We start from the raw sequence: 15,960 nt of genomic DNA on the forward strand, positions 1-15,960 counted from the left end.
ATGCCCGCTGTGAGATGATCCTGTTGCTGGGAGCTATTGCAAGGCATGGCTGAGATAGGCGCTGGATCTATCACGCAAGCAAGTTATTCGTTGCGAGATAGCCGCGGGAAGTGGGTTATCAAGAATAACATCTAGATGCGATGGGATTGTATCCTCGGTGAGGACATGATGCTCGGCGCGGACGAGCTGCATGAGATCGCGAACCTTGTTGAAGCGATAATCGGAGAGGGCGCATGCAAACGGCTTTTCGTTGACCAGCGAGAACACGCATCCATGAAAAAAGTTCGTCACGACAGCCTTAGCTTCCGAAATGAACTTGGCGAAGTCCTCCGGCCCGGCATCGATCCATTGCTCGTCGGCCCAATCGTTCCGATAGCCAATGCTGACGAGCGGATAGCCCCGATCTCCTGCCCACCGGCGCACTGCATCTTGGAACCACGTTGGAAAACTGTGCCCGTAGACGGCTATATAGGACGCCGCGTCCCCGTCATCTCTGCTCGCGGTCGTCATCTGCGGAAATTGCAGACACGGGTCCAGAACGAGCTCTGGCTCCAGTCCCAATCTCTCGCGGACGATCCGCTCCGAATGGATGTCCCGGACCGAAATATGAGAAAACTTCCGCAGCTTTTCCGCCCAACCCTCCAGCCGCTCCGACGATTCCAGGCTTCCAAACGTCGCGGCATAGGAGATAATGCGCCCGCATCGCAGACCCTCTCCATAAAACACTGGATACCCGCCATACCAGGGATGGCGAAGGTTCCACACCTCGTCGCTGCCGACGACGACGAGTGAAAAGTCGTCCATTGCGGCGGGGTTCTCTAAGGGAAAAGGCGATGAAAGCGGTAAGCTGGCAAAGGAGCTAAAGAATTTCCGGATCTTCGCTTTGTAGAGCGGGTAGTCTTCCTTCGGCGTTGTGACAGGAAGCAGCGGTTGCAGCGCGCAACGCCATTCGGCGCGGTTCACGCGGTCGGACATGTGCTCCAGGAGAACGGCTTCGACTCCCATGGACGCGAGGCCTTCGGCCAGACAGCGTGCCTGCCAATAGGAGCCGTAATTTATGCAGCGATGAAAGGTGAGAATTCCGACCTTAAGCATTTGGTCCCTGAAGCAGATCGAGTATCCTCCGATAACCGATCAATTCCAGTTCCGTTCCCGACAAACTGAAGCGCGCCTCCTCGTTCGAGATCAGATGTTGTCCTGAGGGCGCCGATTCGCATCGAACCGTCAGCGGAACCTGTCGCTGCGTGACGTGACCACCACCAGCCGGTGCTCTATTTCCATCTGTTCGGGAGCAGTTTTCTTCAGCATGTCGCGATGAATTAGATAACCCCCAGCTCGGCCGGGGGTTTATCGGCAGTCTGGAGGCCGGAGTTTTTACTCCGGCCTCGCCGTTTTGCTTCACTGGAACAGCTTAGTTGACCGACTTGTCGACCAGTTTGTTCTTGCCGATCCAGGGCATCATGCCGCGCAGCTTGGCGCCGACTTCTTCGATCGGGTGGCTGTCGTTCAGGCGGCGGATGCCCTTGAAGCGCGAGCCGCCGGCGCGGTATTCCTGCATCCAGTCGGACGTGAACTTGCCGGTCTGGATGTCCTTGAGGACGCGCTTCATCTCGGCCTTGGTCTCGGCGGTGATGATGCGCGGACCGGAGACATATTCGCCCCACTCGGCCGTGTTGGAGATCGAGTAGTTCATGTTGGCGATGCCGCCTTCATAGATCAGGTCGACGATCAGCTTCACTTCGTGCAGGCACTCGAAATAGGCCATCTCGGGCGCGTAACCGGCTTCGGTGAGCGTTTCGAAACCAGCGCGGATGAGCTCGACGAGACCACCGCAGAGAACGACCTGTTCGCCGAAGAGGTCGGTTTCGCACTCTTCGCGGAAGTTGGTTTCGATAATGCCCGAACGGCCGCCGCCGACACCGCAGGCGTAGGAGAGAGCGAGTTCAAGTGCATTGCCGGAAGCGTTCTGGTGAACGGCAACGAGGCAGGGAACGCCGCCGCCCTTCTGGTATTCGCCGCGAACCGTGTGGCCCGGGCCCTTCGGTGCGATCATGACGACGTCGACCGAAGCCTTCGGCTCGATGAGGCCGAAGTGAACGTTGAGGCCGTGAGCGAAGGCGATGGCTGCGCCATCGCGGATGTTGCCGGCGATGTCGGCCTTGTAGATGTCGGCCTGCAGTTCGTCAGGCGTTGCCATCATCATCAGGTCTGCCCAGGCGGCAGCTTCGGCAACCGTCATGACCTTGAAGCCATCGGCTTCGGCCTTCTTGACGGTCGGCGAACCGGCCTTGAGTGCGATGACGACGTTCTGAGCGCCGCTGTCCTTGAGGTTCAGTGCGTGGGCACGGCCCTGCGAACCATAGCCGATGACGGCGACCTTCTTGGACTTGATGAGGTTGAGATCGGCATCACGATCGTAATAGACGCGCATTTGAAGTTCCTTCCCTTTGCTTGTCTTGTTGACTGTCATTAATGCGGAATCAGCCGAGAACCGGCATCTCCGCCAGAACCTTGTCCGTGCCATAGAGCCTGAGAAAGGCGGTGACCGCCCTCTCCGCCTGGCGTGCGGTATCCTTGAGGCCCGGTTCGCCGAGCAGCATGCGCACATGCAGGTCGGAAACAACAAGGCCGTAAAGTGTGTGATAAGCCTCATCGGCATCGGAAAAACGCAGGAGCCCTGCCCGCTTCCCGGCATCGATCAGCGCCATGGCGCGCCGGTCGATCTGGCGGCGGCCGCGCTCGAGCAGCAGCTTGCCGAGTTTCGAGCCGTCGCGGTTCGACTGGCCGATCGCCAGCCGGTTCAGCGCCAGCGAGACGTCGCCGGCGAGCACTTCCAGCAAGTCACGCGCAAAAATGACGACATGGTCGTGCAGGCTCGCCGCCGTCAACCGCTCGCCATTGCGCTCGAAGGTGCGCACCTTGCTCGCCTGATAGGCGATCATTGCAGACAGCAGCCCGTCGCGATCACCGAACCACTTATAGAGGCTTTCCTTCGAGCAATTGGCGGCGCGCGCAACACCCGAAGTCGTCAGCGCCTTCTCGCCGCCATCGACGAGCAACTGCAGCGCCTGCTCCAGAACGGCGTTCTGGCGCGGCGAAAATTCGCTCGGCTCTGCGGTATCGACGGACACGATCATGGCTCCCATATACGTACCGTACGGTACGGTTCGTGAGGTTTATGCGATAAACCGATCAGGTCGTCAAGAAGTCCAGATAGATTTTTTTAATACGGGAAACCGCGATGAAACACCAGAAATGGATAGGCGCGAATCCTCGGCGATCGCATAGTGTCGCGCGATACCATTTGCCCGGAGGCTTCGATGTCACGCCTGTCTGCAGCTCTTCTCCTGCTCGGAGCAATTCTCCTTGGCGACTCAAGCGCTCTCGCGCAGTCCGACAGCGACGTCTATAACCGCGTCGAGGAACTGCACGGCGATGCCGCAAGCTTCGACCGGCCGTTGCGCCAACTTGTTCGGGCGATGCGCTCAGGCGACGCCGAGACCATCGCCGGCCTTGCCGAATACCCGCTGACGGTCAAGGCCAACGGCGAGACCTACGACGTCGAGAACGCTGAGGATTTCATCGACAATTTCGACGATCTCGTGACGCCGGAAACGCGCAGCGCCGTCGGGCGCCAGCAATACGAGGATCTCTTCGTTAATAGCGACGGCGTCATGCTCGCCGGCGGCGCCGTCTGGATGGGCGCGATCTGCGAGGACAACCCTTGCGAGGCGAGCCACTGGGCGATCATCGCGATCAACAATTAAAATCTGGCGACGAGGAAAAGCCGATGAAATACCGGATAGCCGCCGCGGTCATGATCGCAGCTCTTGTCGTCGCAGCCAATGCGCGGGCCGCCGAGACCCGCTGCGGCTGGATCGAGAATCCGACACCCGCCAACTGGTGGCTGGAGGACGCAGAGAATACCTGGACGATCATGACCCAGGGCGATGATGCCGGCGAGGTGGAAGGCATGGAGTTGATCTCCGACATCTCCGAACATGATTATGTCAGAACCAACGGCAATTACGGCTATGCCTGCGCCTGCATGAGTGTGGAAACTGATGGCAAGGATCGCATTACCCGCATCCTCTCCTTCCGCCAGCTAAAGGTCGCCAAATGCCGTGCCGACAAGGCGCTGAAATTCCCCGGCTGATCCGCGAAGAGCCGCAGTCTATGACGCCCTCATGCAACCCGCGGGGATCGACAGAGGCTCCGCCGGCATCGCCTTGTCGATTGCGTAAAGCTTCGCGAAACCCGCATCTTCGACCAGCGTCAGGCCAGCCGGCATCAAGGTGCCGACATAGCGGTCGGGGATATCGGCATTGGCGACGAGGATGAAATCGAAACGCCTGCGCCAATCCGACAGATAAGGCGTAAAGTTTCTATATTCCTGCATCATTGCCGGGCATGAGAGCACGGCGATCGACAGCAGATTGCCCTCGGGAACCGCGATCTCGGACCATGGCGGCAGAACGGATAACGGCTGCTTGCCTTTTGCCGTGAAGAGCGTCGGCACGAAAGCATGCGAGAAGGGCACGGCAAGCGTCGGCAGGTGCCGGAAAGTATCCAACCCCCAGGCAAAATACCGGTTGGAGTGGGCAAGACCACTCACTGTCTCGGGTTCATGTCCCAGAGGCAGCACGGCTGCACCGGCCGGCACCTTTTTAAGCACAGTCTCGACGGCGGCAACATCCTTCTGTGCCAGCCACCAGTTCCAGCCGATCCAGCCGGTGCGACCGAAGACTGCGAGATTGATGATGAGCGCCAGCAACAGCGCTTGCCGGCGCGTGAGATTGGCAAAGGGGCACATCATCGCCATGGCGACGAGCGCTGTCATGATCGGAAAGCGCCAACTGATCCATCCGGTGCCGAGCATGTGGCGAGGCGAAACACAGGAGAGCAACAGCAGGCCGCCGGCGGCAACGGCAAGCCCCGCATGCATGCGAATGTCGCCCGCGCGGACGGCGCGCGTGCAGATGAGGATCAGCGGCAGAACCAGCACGACATCCACCACCGGGACATAGGTCGTGATGGCGGAGAGCAGATTAAGGACGATCAGGATGATGCTGTCGTTCCAGGCAAGGCCGAGGCCGTTGCCGCCGGCGTTGGGCAAAGCCGCCGTATGGAGATAGAGCGCGAGCGGCGGCAGGACGCAGGCGCCGAGCGCCAGCGCCAACCGGCCGGCGAGCCTCATCAGAGCCGCCTTCGATCGCACTATATCGATGCGCCAGGAAAATTCGAGGCCGCAGACGATCGCCATATAGAAGCCAAGCGCGAAGAGATGCATCACCGTCAGCAGCAGCGCGGCGGCAAGCCGCCAGGCAAAAACCAGGGCGGGATTTCTGCGCTGCAGCCGCAGATCGACGCAGGCGAAGAACAAGGCAATGCCGAGGCGGATCTGGAAGTTGATGAAGCCCCCGACCATGGTGGCGCACCAGCCGAGCGACAGCATGGCGGTCTGCCAGTGGTGCCGACCGCCGAACAGCGCGCGGTGCAGGCCGATTCCCCCTAGCGGCGGCAGCACGATCGCCAGGAAAAGCAAAGCCCGCGCAAGCCTGCCTGCGCCGATAAGCGGCCCCAGCCAGGCGGCTAGAACGTCGATCCCGACATTGGTGAAGGTGCGGTTCCAATCGACGGCATAGATCTCAGGAAACGGCTGCTCGCCGATCCCGCCCGAAAGGAGCCAGATACGGGCGTAGTGATTGGCGTAATCGAGAACCGGCGGAAAGGGAAACAGGAGAACCAAAGCCGCGGCAAGTCCGACGAATGCGACGATCGCAACGGTGGAATCCTGCCTGGCGATCGATTCCTCAGGCCCGGCTGCGGCCACAGCAGGCGCGGCAATCCGGTCCATTATCCGATCCGGCTGTTCTTTTGCGAGCGCGGCGGCTCTTCGGATGCAAACGCCGCATCCAGCGCGGCGCGCTTGTCGCTGGCGCTCATCTCCGAGAAAGCGATCGACAATTCTGCGTGTTCACTGCCACGCACGATCGTCCCGACCATGAACATCGGCCGCTTCTTGCTCTCCTGTACCAGACGGCCGAGATACTCGCCGATGATGCCGATGCAGATCAGTTGGATGGCGCTGAAGGCGCTGACCGCGGCCATGATCGACGACCAGCCGGTCACCGTCTCGCCCTGCAGCCAGCGAACGAAGGTATAGACGAGCAACGCGATCGCGACGCCGGCGCTCATCATGCCAAGCCATGTGGCTATACGCAGCGGCGTCGTCGAAAAGCTGGTGATCGCATCCAGCGCAAAATTAATCATCTTGCGCAGCGGATATTTCGTCGTGCCGGCAAAACGGGCGTCACGCTCGTAAGGGAGAGCCACCTGCCTGCCGCCGATCCAGCTGACCATGCCGCGGATGAAGCGATCGCGCTCCGGCATCGCCAGCAGGATATCGACGACGCGCCGGCGCATCAGCCGGAAATCACCGGTATCGCGCGGAATGGTCACCGAGGCGAGCCTGGACAGCGCACGATAGAAAAGCGAAGCGGAGGCGAGCTTGAACCAGCTTTCCCCCTGACGGCGCGTGCGCTGGCCGTAGACGACGTCGGCGCCGCGCTCCATGATCGGCATCATCATCAAAAGCAACTCGGGCGGATCCTGAAGATCGGCGTCGATCAAAAGCACGCGCTCGCCCCGCGACGCGGCAAGACCCGCCGTCGATGCCAGCTGGTGGCCGTGATTGCGCAGAAGACGAACGCCGAGCAGCTGCGGCACATCGGCCGCCAGATCGGAGATGATTTCCCACGTGCGGTCGGACGAGCCGTCATCGACGAGAATGAGCTCGAAGCCATCGCCGACAGCGCTATGCGCGGCAGCAGCGGCGCGGCGGCAGAATTCGCGCAAGCCCTCTTCCTCGTTGTGACAAGGAGCGACTATGGAGAGAAACGGTGCTTGCGTCATGCGGACATCTGGGCCTGCTTGATATCTGCCGCAAGACTAGCCGGAAACGTCAAACAATCCTTTAATGATCGCACCGCGCATTGGCACGTTTTTGCTGGGCGCGGTACTCTATTCCGCCGCCATGACATCGCGGGCTCCGTCGACATCGCGGGCCGGTGAAGCGCCGTAGAGGCGGCTGTATTCGCGGCTGAACTGCGACGGGCTCTGATAGCCGACGCGGTGGCCGGCCGTGCCCGCATCGAGGCGCTCCACGAGCATCAGACGGCGCGCCTCGTGCAGGCGAAGCTGCTTCTGATACTGCACCGGCGTCATCGCCGTGACCGACTTGAAGTGGTGATGGAAGGACGACACGCTCATGCTGACGCGTTCGGCAAGGTCTTCGATGCGCAGCGGCCGCGCGAAATTCTCCTTCAGCCATGCAACGGCGCGCGCAATCCGGTTGCTGTGGCTATCTGATGTGGCGATGTTGATCAGCCGCGCGCCATCCGGCCCGGTCAGCACCCGGTAGAGGATTTCCTGCTCGATCAGCGGCGCCATGGCGGGAATGTCGCCCGGACGATCGAGCAAACGCAGCAGCCGGACGGCAGCATCCAGGAGCTCCGGCGGAGCGACATTGACCGCCATCCCGCGCTGCCCGTCGGTATGAGCGGCCGGACGCGGAATATCGATGCGGCTGAGCAATTCCAGCAGCTTTTCCGAATCGATTGCCAGCCCCAGGCAGAGATGCGGGACCTCGGGGCTTGCCTCGGTGACGCGCCAGGCGACCGGCAGGTCGAGCGAGGTCAGCAGATAGTCGCCGGTCCCGTAGCTGATAAGTTCCGTGCCGAGGCGCAGGCTCTTGGCCCCCTGCAGGACAAAGGCGAAACAGGGCCGATAGCTGCTGTGCAGCGGATCGCTGGGCCTGGACCGGCGGCTGACATGAAGATTGCCTATATCAGTCGCAAACTCGCCGTCACCAGCCGCGAAGCGCATCGCGATATCGACGATTTCCTGATAGGGGCTGAAGGGCAAAGTCATGCGGCAACTCTTTCTGTCTGACGCCGGGTATACCGTCCTATCTAGAGTGTCTTCACCATTTCGCAAACAGGTAGGCGCCTCACTTTTGCAGGATCGTGCAAAAAGCTGAGAGGATCGCTCTAACCCTCTGCCGCCGTTCCGGGCAATAGTCCACCATCTCTTTCAACCCCCACCACAATCGAAAAGGATGGTTCCCATGCCTATTGCAAGAGGCTACGCCGCGACCGACGCTTCCAAGCCGCTGACCCCTTTCACCTTCGAACGCCGCAACCCGAACCCCGACGACGTCGTTATCGACATCAAGTTTGCCGGTATCTGCCACTCGGACATCCACACTGTCCGCAACGAATGGAAGAACGCCGTCTATCCGATCGTGCCGGGCCATGAGATCGCCGGCATCGTCTCGGCCGTCGGCTCTGATGTGACCAAATTCAAGGTCGGCGATCGCGTCGGCGTCGGCTGCTTCGTCGATTCCTGCATCGGCTGCGCCGAGCGCGACCTTGATCGGGAACAGTATATGCCGGGGCTCGCCGGCACCTACAATGACTTCGAAGCCGACCGCAAGACACGGACCCAGGGCGGCTATTCCGACTCGATCGTCGTCAGGGAAGGCTATGTCATGTCCATTCCGGACAATCTGCCGCTCGACGCCTCCGCGCCGCTGCTCTGCGCCGGCATCACGCTCTACTCGCCGCTGCGCCACTGGAATGCCGGTCCCGGCAAGAAGGTCGCGATCGTCGGCATGGGCGGTCTCGGCCATATGGGCGTCAAGCTCGGCGCCGCCATGGGCGCCGATATCACCGTTCTGTCCCAGAGCCTTTCCAAGAAGGAAGATGGGCTGAAGCTCGGCGCCAAGGAATATTACGCCACCAACGACCCGGAAACCTTCACGAAGCTCGCCGGCACTTTCGACCTGATCATCTGCACCGTCAGCGCCGAGATCGACTGGAATGCCTATCTCGGCCTCCTGAAGGTGGATGGTTCCTTCGTGGTAGTCGGCGCGCCGGAAAACCCGATCCCCGTGCATGCGTTCTCGATCATCCCCGGCCGCAAGAGCATATCAGGCTCGATGATCGGCTCGATCAAGGAAACCCAGGAAATGCTCGACTTCTGCGGCGAGCACAACATCGTCTCCGAGATTGAGAAGATCAACATCCAGCAGGTCAACGAAGCCTATGAACGCGTCCTGAAAAGCGACGTCCGCTACCGCTTCGTCATCGACATCGCCTCGCTGGCAGCTTGAGAAAACGAGAGGCGGCTCGCGAGAGCCGCCTTTTTGATCACGGCATCCTCCATCCGTTCTCATGCTGAGGCTCTCGTGGACCGCAGCCGCAGCAGATATTCGACTGGTTTGAACGGATCAGGGCCTGAACGCTGGCGCGAACGCGGCGGGCCGGCCATCGGGGCATGATGGTCGAAAGAGGTTTCCATGGTCCCCGCTCCGCTGGTCAGGCCCGGCAATTGCTGCTGGACGCTCTGGATCATCGCGGATGCCATGGTGCCTTCCAGCCGGGCCATGCCGTCGGCAATCACGGAATCCGTCATCGTCGCGGCAGATTTCGCAAGCAGGGTCAGCAAGCCGCTCAAGCTCTCCGCGGGCGCTTCGAGATGAAAGCGGTCGATCGGTTCGCATAGGACGGTTTGCGCGGCCGACAGTGCATCTGCCAGCACCCAAGGTGTCAGTTGCCGGAAATCGGCGGCGGTGCTTGCAGGCGAGCTGTGCCGGGCTGCCGTCATCGCCACGTGGCAATCGATGACCTGCCAGCCGAAAATGCCTTGCTTCAGCGTTTCGAACACGGTTTCTTCGACTGCCCTGTAAAAGCTGGCGGGCATCTGGCCCACCTCCACATCAAGTGCAAAGCTGTTGCCTGCCCCTTCTGGACGCGGTTCGACGCGTAGACCGACGGTGGCGAGAAATGGATTGGGCTCCTTGAAGAGGATCTGCAGGCCTTCCCCGGTTCCCATAAGCCTTTCCACCAAGATGACCGTGCTTTCCTCGAACCCAGCCTCGAGACCGAAATCCGTCAGCAGGGTCGATTGAACGACTTCCTTCTGCACCTCGCCATAGAGCGATACGAAGATTTCGTCGGCATCATCGTTCCGGCGCAGATTGATCAACGGATCCTGCTCGCCCATCTGGTTCAGCGCCAGCCAGAGGGCCGCCTTGTCGGAGGGCCGCCGGGCAAGGACGCGGGTTTCGAGGCTGGGCGGGGCAAACTGCGCCTGCCCGCCCGCGAGCAGGTCGGTGCCCACCACATCCCCGATGCGAGCGCCGGCAAGGCCGCTTACGCGCGCGATCTGCCCGGCGCAAAAGATTGCGGCGCCATGAACCCGGCCGGCCCCGAAAACCTCGATCGCCGTCACTCTTTCCGGGCCTTTGGGCAAATCCAGATGTTGCCGCAGCCGGACTGTGCCTGACGTCAGATACATATAGGCGAGCTTTTCACCGCCCCAACCGCGTTCGATCTTAAAGATTTTTCCGGCAATCGACCCGTCCGGATCGAGGCGCCGGCCGGGCAAAATCGTCGCAATGGCCGATGTCAGGGCCGGCACGCCGACGCCGGTCGTTGCCGCACCCGCAAAGACTGGATGCACCAGACCGCTCGCGACCTGATCGGTCAGGCAGCGTCCAAGCCTATCCGCCGTCAGGCGATCGGGCGTCAAGACGTAATCGTCCAGCAGCGCCTCGTCATTCTCCGCGAGAGCTTCGCAGAGCGGCGTGAAAAGCGGTTCGCATCCGGGAGCCAAAGCCTCCACCCTGGCAAGCCTGCTGCCGGCATCGATGACGGAAGACATGGCGATGGGGCGAACGAGCAAGTGGCTGGCAAGAGCCTTCAGCACGTCCTCATATTGCGCGCCGAGACGATCGACCTTGTTGACGAAGAAGACGAAGGGAACGCCAAGCCGCCGCAACGCCCGCACCAGCACCCGCGTCTGGGCCTGCACACCTTCGACCGCCGAAACGACGACGACCGCGGCATCCAGCAATCCGAGCACCCGCTCGACCTCGGCGATGAAATCCGGGTGACCGGGCGTGTCGATGAGATTGACGATCCTGTCGCCGATCGTGAACGACACCACCGCGGCTCTAATCGTGATGCCGCGTTGCCGTTCGAGTTCGAGAGTGTCCGTCTGTGTATTGCCGGTATCGACGCTGCCGAGCTTGTCGATAACGCCGGCGTCAAAAAGCAGTCTTTCGGTAAGGCTAGTCTTGCCTGCATCTACAGGGGCGAGAATGCCCAGATTCAAAGTGCGCATGAACCACCAACTTCTCAGAATTTCGAATGTGATTTTCGTGAGAAGTGAATCGGCGCATTGGAACCTCTACTCGCTGTAGCTACGGATGCGTAACCGCTGGTGGTTTTCGGAAGACGCGGGGCAAACCCTAAGGGCGGATCCGAAGATATGTCAAGCTTGGCGAAATCGCTGCTTCGAGGCTTGGCCTCTCGAGGACGGGAGAAGAGTTAGCCCTCCTCTCGCATCGTCTCTCGCTGGGTGATCAGCCGGGCGCTGTGCTGGCCGCTCAGATAGATCCACAGCCAGCTCCAGGCGACGGAGAAGCGCGAGCGGGTGCCGATCAGGAAGTAGATATGGGCAAGGCCCCAGATCCACCAGGCGAGCCAGCCCTTTAGCTTGATCCGGCCGAAATCGATGATCGCAGCACTCTTGCCGATCGTCGCCAAGCTGCCCTGATGCCAGTAGCGGAAGGGCGCCGGCGCCGGTTTGCCGGATATGCGGGCGCGAATCACCTTGGCGACGTATCCGCCCTGCTGCTTGGCGGCGGGCGCAATGCCCGGCACCGGCTTGCCGTCCTCGCGCATGACCGATGCGGTATCGCCGACGACGAAGACGTCGGGCAGCCCCGGAGCGCTCAGATCCTTCTCGACCACGACGCGGCCCGCCCGGTCGGCCGCAACGCCGAGCCATCTTGCCGCCGGCGAGGCGGTGACGCCGGCTGCCCAGACGATCGTCCGGCTGGCAACGAAGGTCTCGCCGATCTTCACGCCGTCGGCGTTGCATTCGGTCACCGGCTTGCCGAGATGGATCTCGACCCCGAGCTTCTCCAGCGCCTTCTGCGCATAGGCCGAAAGCTCCTCGGCGAAGGTCGGCAGCACCCGCGGGCCTGCCTCGACCAATACGACGCGGGTCTTGCGCGTGTCGATGTTGCGGAACTCCTTGGGCAGCGTGAAATGCGCGAGCTCAGCAATGATGCCGGCCAACTCGACGCCGGTCGGCCCGGCGCCGACGATGGTGAAGGTCAGCAGCGCGTCGCGCACGGCAGGATCGCTCTCCATCTCCGCCTTCTCGAAGGCGAGCAGCAGGCGCCGGCGGATCGTCGTCGCGTCCTCCAGCGTCTTCAGGCCCGGCGCCACCGGCTCCCATTCGTCATGGCCGAAATAGGCATGCGTCGCTCCGGTCGCCAGCACCAGCGTGTCATAACTGAGAGTCATGCCGTTGCGTAGGGAAACTGTCTTGGCGCCGCTGTCGACGCCGGTGACTTCGCCGAGTAGCACGGTCACGTCAGGCCGGTCGGCATAGAGACGACGGATCGGCCAGGCGATTTCAGAGGTGGAGAGAATGGTGGTCGCCACCTGATAGAGCAGCGGCTGGAAGAGATGGTGATTGCGCCGGTCGACCAGCGTGATCCTGACACCGGCATCCTTCAACCCGTTGACGAGCTGCAACCCGCCGAAACCGCCGCCGACAACGACGACATGATGATCGCTCATGACCTACCCCTTTGCGCCATTTCGCTCAAAGCCAATGTGGCCTTCGCCGCGCTGGTTGCAACTGCCGTTTCGGCATAGCTCCCCTGCATCCCGGCCGGTCGAGCCGGCTCAATCGGCATACCCCACGGGGATCGCCGTGCTGCCCTTCAGAAGCTCCATTGAGATTGAGGCCGAGACGTCGAAGAGCTCGATCTTGCGCACGATCTGCTTGTAGATCACATCGTAGTGCTCGACGCGCGGCAGGACGATCTTCAGGATGTAGTCGTGATTGCCAGTCAGCCGGTGCGCTTCGACGATCTCGGGAATGTCGCTGATGATCCGGCGGAAGGTCTCCGTCCATTCGTCGGAATGGTGCGCCGTCTTGACCAGCGCGAAGACCGTCGTCGGTACGCCCATTTTTTCCCGGTCGAGCACGATGATCCGCCGGGCGATATGGCCGCTCTCCTCCAGCCGCTGGATGCGCCGGGAGCAGGCCGAAACCGAAAGCGCCACACGCTCGGCAAGATCGGTCACGGATATGCCTGCATCTTTCTGCAGCATGTCGAGAATGCGCCTGTCGCGATCGTCAAGCATGTGTCTAAACTGAACCTTTCGCCGAATTTTTGCATAAACTCATAAAACCACGCAAAATAATATCACGTATTCCACAGAGATGACAAACAACGCAAACACGTCGCGCCGGAATCGCGGCATCATTCCCGACAGTTGAGAAGCATGGGAGCTTGAAGAAATGGAAATGATCGGACTGATCGGCGGCATGAGTTTCGAAAGTTCGGCGGTCTATTACCGCCTCGTCAACGAGATGGTGCGCGACCGCAAGGGTGGCCTCGCCTCGGCTGAACTCATCCTGCATTCGGTCAATTTCGAAGAGATCGTCGCGCTCCAGAAGGCCGGAGACTGGGATATGGCCGCCTCGCGCCTCGGCGACGTGGCGCTGCGCCTGCAGATCGCCGGCGCCCGCTGCATCCTCATCTGCACCAACACCATGCACCTGATCGCCGACAAGGTCGCAGACAAAATCTCCGTGCCGCTGATCCACATCATCGACGAGACGGCAAAATCGCTGCATGCGAGCGGCCGCAAGCGCCCGCTGCTGCTTGCCACCCGCTACACGATGGAGCACGGCTTCTACGGCGACCGCATGAAGGGCCTCGGCCTCGACATCATGGTGCCCGATGCCGGCGACCGCACCACCGTGCACGACATCATCTTCAACGAGCTCTGCGCCGGCAAGGTCCTCGACAGTTCGCGCGACAAGCTGATGGCGGTGATATCACGTGCCATCGACAACGGCGCCGACAGCATCATCCTCGGCTGCACCGAAATCTGCCTGATCCTCGATCCCGACCACCTGCCGCTGCCGGGCTTCGACACCACCGCGATCCATGCGCGGGCGGCAGTCGATTTCGCGCTCGGCGCAGATGAAGAGGCAGAAGAGGAAGCGGCCTGAAGTTCTACGGACAATTTAGTTGACCCAGTCAACTAAATGCACGACAAAGTCTCTGTTCGGAGATTTTGCCGGTTTGCTGACACCTCGCTCCCTCCTCGGCGTCATCCTCGGCCTTGTGCCGAGGATCTGCCACGTATCGACCGGAGGCAGATGCTCGGGACAAGCCCGAGCATAACGAAGGAGGAGTTGGCCGACTTCGTCTCGCAAGAATCTCCATCTGGAGATTCTTGCCATGCCCGATATCGCCCTCATCGAAACCGCTCGCGATTTCAACCGCTTCTATACGAACTTCCTCGGCCTCTTGAACAAGGCCTATCTCGACACCCCCTTCACGCTGACGGATGCCCGCATCCTCTTCGAGGTCGGCTCGCACGATGGCGTCAGCGCTGCCGCACTCGTCCGCGACCTGCAGCTCGACCCGGCTTATCTCAGCCGCATCCTCAAGCGTTTCCGCGCCGAGGGGTTGATCGAGACCAGCCCCGATCCGACCGACCTGCGCAGCCAGGTCATCATTGTCACCGAGCGGGGACGAGAGCAGTTTGAAGAACTCGGCCAGCGCGCCAATGCGCAGATCGCCGCCCGTTTCGACAATCTCGCCAGCGGCGAACCGGAGGCCGCAGTCTCCGCCATGCACACGATCCGTGCGCTGCTCGACCCGGCGGCGAAGCCCGCGCCGGCAATCATCCGCGCTCACCGGGCCGGCGATATCGGCTGGATCGTCCAGAGCCAGGGCCGCTTCTATGCCGAGGAATATGGCTGGGATCTGCGCTTCGAGGCGCTGGTCGCCGAGGTCGCCGGCAAATTCCTCGCCAATTTCGATCCGGTCAAAGAATATTGCTGGATCGCCGAACGCGGCGGCGTCAATGTCGGCTCGGTGCTGATCACCAATAGTGGCGACGGCGTCGCCAAGCTCCGCCTGCTCTATGTCGACAAATCAGCCCGCGGCCTCGGTCTCGGCAAGCTGCTGGTCGATGAATGCATCCGTTTCTCAAAACAGAAGGGCTACCGCGAGCTTTCGCTCTGGACCAACGATATGCTGGAGACCGCCCGCGCCATCTACGTCAAGGCGGGATTCCGCCTTGTCTCCGAGGAGAGACATCGCATGTTCGGGCCCGAGGCCAACGGCCAGACCTGGGTGCTCGACCTTTGAATTTGCTGCATCGCAGAGATTTCACTTGATTTGGAAACGTTCGTTCCCTAATTAAGCGCCATGACCGTTGCCAATCTCACACCAGAAGCAAAGACCCGCAGCCGTGGCCGTCCGCGCGCGTTCGATATGGACGCAGCACTGGATGCGGCGCTCCGCGTCTTTTCCGAACGCGGCTATCACGCCGCCTCCATCAGCGAGTTGACCGAAGCAATGGGCCTTGCTTCGGGCAGCATCTACAAGGCATTCAAGGATAAGCGCGGCATCTTTCTTACTGCTTTCGCCCATTATCGAAAACTCGGCCGACGGCGTCTGGAAGCGATGATCGCATCTGCGAAGACCGGTCGCGAGAAGGTCTTCCAGATGGTGATGTATTATGCCGAGCTCTCCTATGGCGAGGCCGGCCGCAAAGGCTGTCTCGTCGTCGGCGGCGCCAACGACTTCGGCCTGCTTGACGAGGAAGCCGCTGCCCACGTTGTGACTGCCTTTACCGCGGACGAAAAGCTGATGGCCGATCTCATTCGCATCGGCCAGGAAGACGGCACCATTCCGAAGACGGTAGACCCGGATGCCGCCGCCCTCGCCTTCCTCTGCTTTACCAAAGGCCTGCGCGTCATCGGCAAAACAGGACGCAGCAGGGAAGAGATGCTGTCTGCGGCCGAGGCCGGGATGAAGCTCGTGACCTGAACGGTCCGCACCTT

General features: G+C 61.3%; 15 protein-coding genes. 6 read left to right on the forward strand and 9 right to left on the reverse strand.

What is annotated here, in order from left to right; genetic code table 11:
- Positions 1-33: 33 nt before the first annotated feature.
- The 3 genes from HFO99_RS05410 to HFO99_RS05420 form a co-directional block, all read right to left on the reverse strand.
- Positions 34-1,095: a polysaccharide pyruvyl transferase family protein gene (locus tag HFO99_RS05410; RefSeq protein ID WP_222310598.1), complete on the reverse strand. Its 1,062-nt coding sequence runs from the start codon at positions 1,093-1,095 to the stop codon at positions 34-36.
- 316 nt (positions 1,096-1,411) lie between these two features.
- Positions 1,412-2,431 (reverse strand): ketol-acid reductoisomerase, encoded by a 1,020-nt coding sequence (gene ilvC / locus HFO99_RS05415; RefSeq protein ID WP_222359792.1) that lies wholly within the window; start codon positions 2,429-2,431, stop codon positions 1,412-1,414.
- Between the two features lie 49 nt (positions 2,432-2,480).
- The gene (locus HFO99_RS05420) at positions 2,481-3,146 is read right to left on the reverse strand and encodes a TetR/AcrR family transcriptional regulator (protein WP_018074237.1); all 666 of its coding nucleotides are present in this window, start codon (positions 3,144-3,146) and stop codon (positions 2,481-2,483) included.
- 174 nt (positions 3,147-3,320) lie between these two features.
- On the opposite strand from HFO99_RS05420, the gene HFO99_RS05425 reads away from it, so the two are divergent.
- Together HFO99_RS05425 and HFO99_RS05430 are read left to right on the forward strand one after the other, a co-directional pair.
- Complete coding sequence (locus tag HFO99_RS05425) at positions 3,321-3,767, forward strand: hypothetical protein (protein WP_222359793.1); 447 nt, start codon at positions 3,321-3,323, stop codon at positions 3,765-3,767.
- A gap of 23 nt (positions 3,768-3,790) precedes the next feature.
- Positions 3,791-4,156: a DUF4087 domain-containing protein gene (locus tag HFO99_RS05430; RefSeq protein ID WP_222331582.1), complete on the forward strand. Its 366-nt coding sequence runs from the start codon at positions 3,791-3,793 to the stop codon at positions 4,154-4,156.
- A gap of 18 nt (positions 4,157-4,174) precedes the next feature.
- On the opposite strand, the gene HFO99_RS05435 is transcribed toward HFO99_RS05430, so the two are convergent.
- The 3 genes from HFO99_RS05435 to HFO99_RS05445 all read right to left on the reverse strand — a co-directional run bounded on the left by HFO99_RS05435 (position 4,175) and on the right by HFO99_RS05445 (position 7,932).
- Complete coding sequence (locus HFO99_RS05435) at positions 4,175-5,857, reverse strand: hypothetical protein (protein WP_222359794.1); 1,683 nt, start codon at positions 5,855-5,857, stop codon at positions 4,175-4,177.
- On the reverse strand, positions 5,857-6,915 hold the full coding sequence (locus HFO99_RS05440; protein ID WP_222359795.1) for a glycosyltransferase family 2 protein: 1,059 nt from the start codon (positions 6,913-6,915) through the stop codon (positions 5,857-5,859). Before HFO99_RS05440 ends, HFO99_RS05435 begins: the two co-directional genes overlap by 1 nt.
- Before the next feature lie 108 nt (positions 6,916-7,023).
- Positions 7,024-7,932 (reverse strand): AraC family transcriptional regulator, encoded by a 909-nt coding sequence (locus HFO99_RS05445; protein ID WP_222331579.1) that lies wholly within the window; start codon positions 7,930-7,932, stop codon positions 7,024-7,026.
- A 196-nt stretch (positions 7,933-8,128) separates the two neighbouring features.
- Here HFO99_RS05445 and HFO99_RS05450 point away from each other — a divergent pair, with 196 nt between their 5' ends.
- Positions 8,129-9,175: an NAD(P)-dependent alcohol dehydrogenase gene (locus HFO99_RS05450; RefSeq protein ID WP_011652713.1), complete on the forward strand. Its 1,047-nt coding sequence runs from the start codon at positions 8,129-8,131 to the stop codon at positions 9,173-9,175.
- Between the two features lie 59 nt (positions 9,176-9,234).
- Here the strand turns inward: HFO99_RS05450 and HFO99_RS05455 are convergent, their stop codons facing one another.
- From HFO99_RS05455 to HFO99_RS05465, 3 genes are all read right to left on the reverse strand, one after another.
- Complete coding sequence (locus tag HFO99_RS05455) at positions 9,235-11,190, reverse strand: elongation factor G (protein WP_222359796.1); 1,956 nt, start codon at positions 11,188-11,190, stop codon at positions 9,235-9,237.
- A 206-nt stretch (positions 11,191-11,396) separates the two neighbouring features.
- The gene (locus tag HFO99_RS05460; RefSeq protein WP_222247279.1) at positions 11,397-12,662 is read right to left on the reverse strand and encodes an NAD(P)/FAD-dependent oxidoreductase; all 1,266 of its coding nucleotides are present in this window, start codon (positions 12,660-12,662) and stop codon (positions 11,397-11,399) included.
- Positions 12,663-12,770: 108 nt separating this feature from the next.
- Positions 12,771-13,235 (reverse strand): Lrp/AsnC family transcriptional regulator, encoded by a 465-nt coding sequence (locus tag HFO99_RS05465; RefSeq protein WP_222359797.1) that lies wholly within the window; start codon positions 13,233-13,235, stop codon positions 12,771-12,773.
- A gap of 157 nt (positions 13,236-13,392) precedes the next feature.
- Between HFO99_RS05465 and HFO99_RS05470 the strand changes: the two genes are divergently transcribed.
- The 3 genes from HFO99_RS05470 to HFO99_RS05480 all read left to right on the forward strand — a co-directional run bounded on the left by HFO99_RS05470 (position 13,393) and on the right by HFO99_RS05480 (position 15,946).
- Positions 13,393-14,112 (forward strand): aspartate/glutamate racemase family protein, encoded by a 720-nt coding sequence (locus HFO99_RS05470; protein ID WP_222359798.1) that lies wholly within the window; start codon positions 13,393-13,395, stop codon positions 14,110-14,112.
- Between the two features lie 232 nt (positions 14,113-14,344).
- Positions 14,345-15,262 (forward strand): helix-turn-helix domain-containing GNAT family N-acetyltransferase, encoded by a 918-nt coding sequence (locus tag HFO99_RS05475; protein ID WP_222359799.1) that lies wholly within the window; start codon positions 14,345-14,347, stop codon positions 15,260-15,262.
- A gap of 60 nt (positions 15,263-15,322) precedes the next feature.
- Positions 15,323-15,946, forward strand: a complete 624-nt coding sequence (locus HFO99_RS05480; protein ID WP_222359800.1) for a TetR/AcrR family transcriptional regulator — start codon at positions 15,323-15,325, stop codon at positions 15,944-15,946.
- Positions 15,947-15,960 lie beyond the last annotated feature (14 nt).

The organism is Rhizobium leguminosarum (genome assembly GCF_019798305.1).
Classification (GTDB): Bacteria; Pseudomonadota; Alphaproteobacteria; order Rhizobiales; family Rhizobiaceae; genus Rhizobium; species Rhizobium leguminosarum_U.

Excerpts from the sequence above, each read along its gene's own strand:
- HFO99_RS05410 (WP_222310598.1), bottom strand. The coding sequence starts at position 1,095 with ATGCTTAAGGTCGGAATTCTCACCTTTCATCGCTGCATAAATTACGGC.
- ilvC (WP_222359792.1), bottom strand. The coding sequence starts at position 2,431 with ATGCGCGTCTATTACGATCGTGATGCCGATCTCAACCTCATCAAGTCC.
- HFO99_RS05420 (WP_018074237.1), bottom strand. The coding sequence starts at position 3,146 with ATGGGAGCCATGATCGTGTCCGTCGATACCGCAGAGCCGAGCGAATTT.
- HFO99_RS05425 (WP_222359793.1), top strand. The coding sequence starts at position 3,321 with ATGTCACGCCTGTCTGCAGCTCTTCTCCTGCTCGGAGCAATTCTCCTT.
- HFO99_RS05430 (WP_222331582.1), top strand. The coding sequence starts at position 3,791 with ATGAAATACCGGATAGCCGCCGCGGTCATGATCGCAGCTCTTGTCGTC.
- HFO99_RS05435 (WP_222359794.1), bottom strand. The coding sequence starts at position 5,857 with ATGGACCGGATTGCCGCGCCTGCTGTGGCCGCAGCCGGGCCTGAGGAA.
- HFO99_RS05440 (WP_222359795.1), bottom strand. The coding sequence starts at position 6,915 with ATGACGCAAGCACCGTTTCTCTCCATAGTCGCTCCTTGTCACAACGAG.
- HFO99_RS05445 (WP_222331579.1), bottom strand. The coding sequence starts at position 7,932 with ATGACTTTGCCCTTCAGCCCCTATCAGGAAATCGTCGATATCGCGATG.
- HFO99_RS05450 (WP_011652713.1), top strand. The coding sequence starts at position 8,129 with ATGCCTATTGCAAGAGGCTACGCCGCGACCGACGCTTCCAAGCCGCTG.
- HFO99_RS05455 (WP_222359796.1), bottom strand. The coding sequence starts at position 11,190 with ATGCGCACTTTGAATCTGGGCATTCTCGCCCCTGTAGATGCAGGCAAG.
- HFO99_RS05460 (WP_222247279.1), bottom strand. The coding sequence starts at position 12,662 with ATGAGCGATCATCATGTCGTCGTTGTCGGCGGCGGTTTCGGCGGGTTG.
- HFO99_RS05465 (WP_222359797.1), bottom strand. The coding sequence starts at position 13,235 with ATGCTTGACGATCGCGACAGGCGCATTCTCGACATGCTGCAGAAAGAT.
- HFO99_RS05470 (WP_222359798.1), top strand. The coding sequence starts at position 13,393 with ATGGAAATGATCGGACTGATCGGCGGCATGAGTTTCGAAAGTTCGGCG.
- HFO99_RS05475 (WP_222359799.1), top strand. The coding sequence starts at position 14,345 with ATGCCCGATATCGCCCTCATCGAAACCGCTCGCGATTTCAACCGCTTC.
- HFO99_RS05480 (WP_222359800.1), top strand. The coding sequence starts at position 15,323 with ATGACCGTTGCCAATCTCACACCAGAAGCAAAGACCCGCAGCCGTGGC.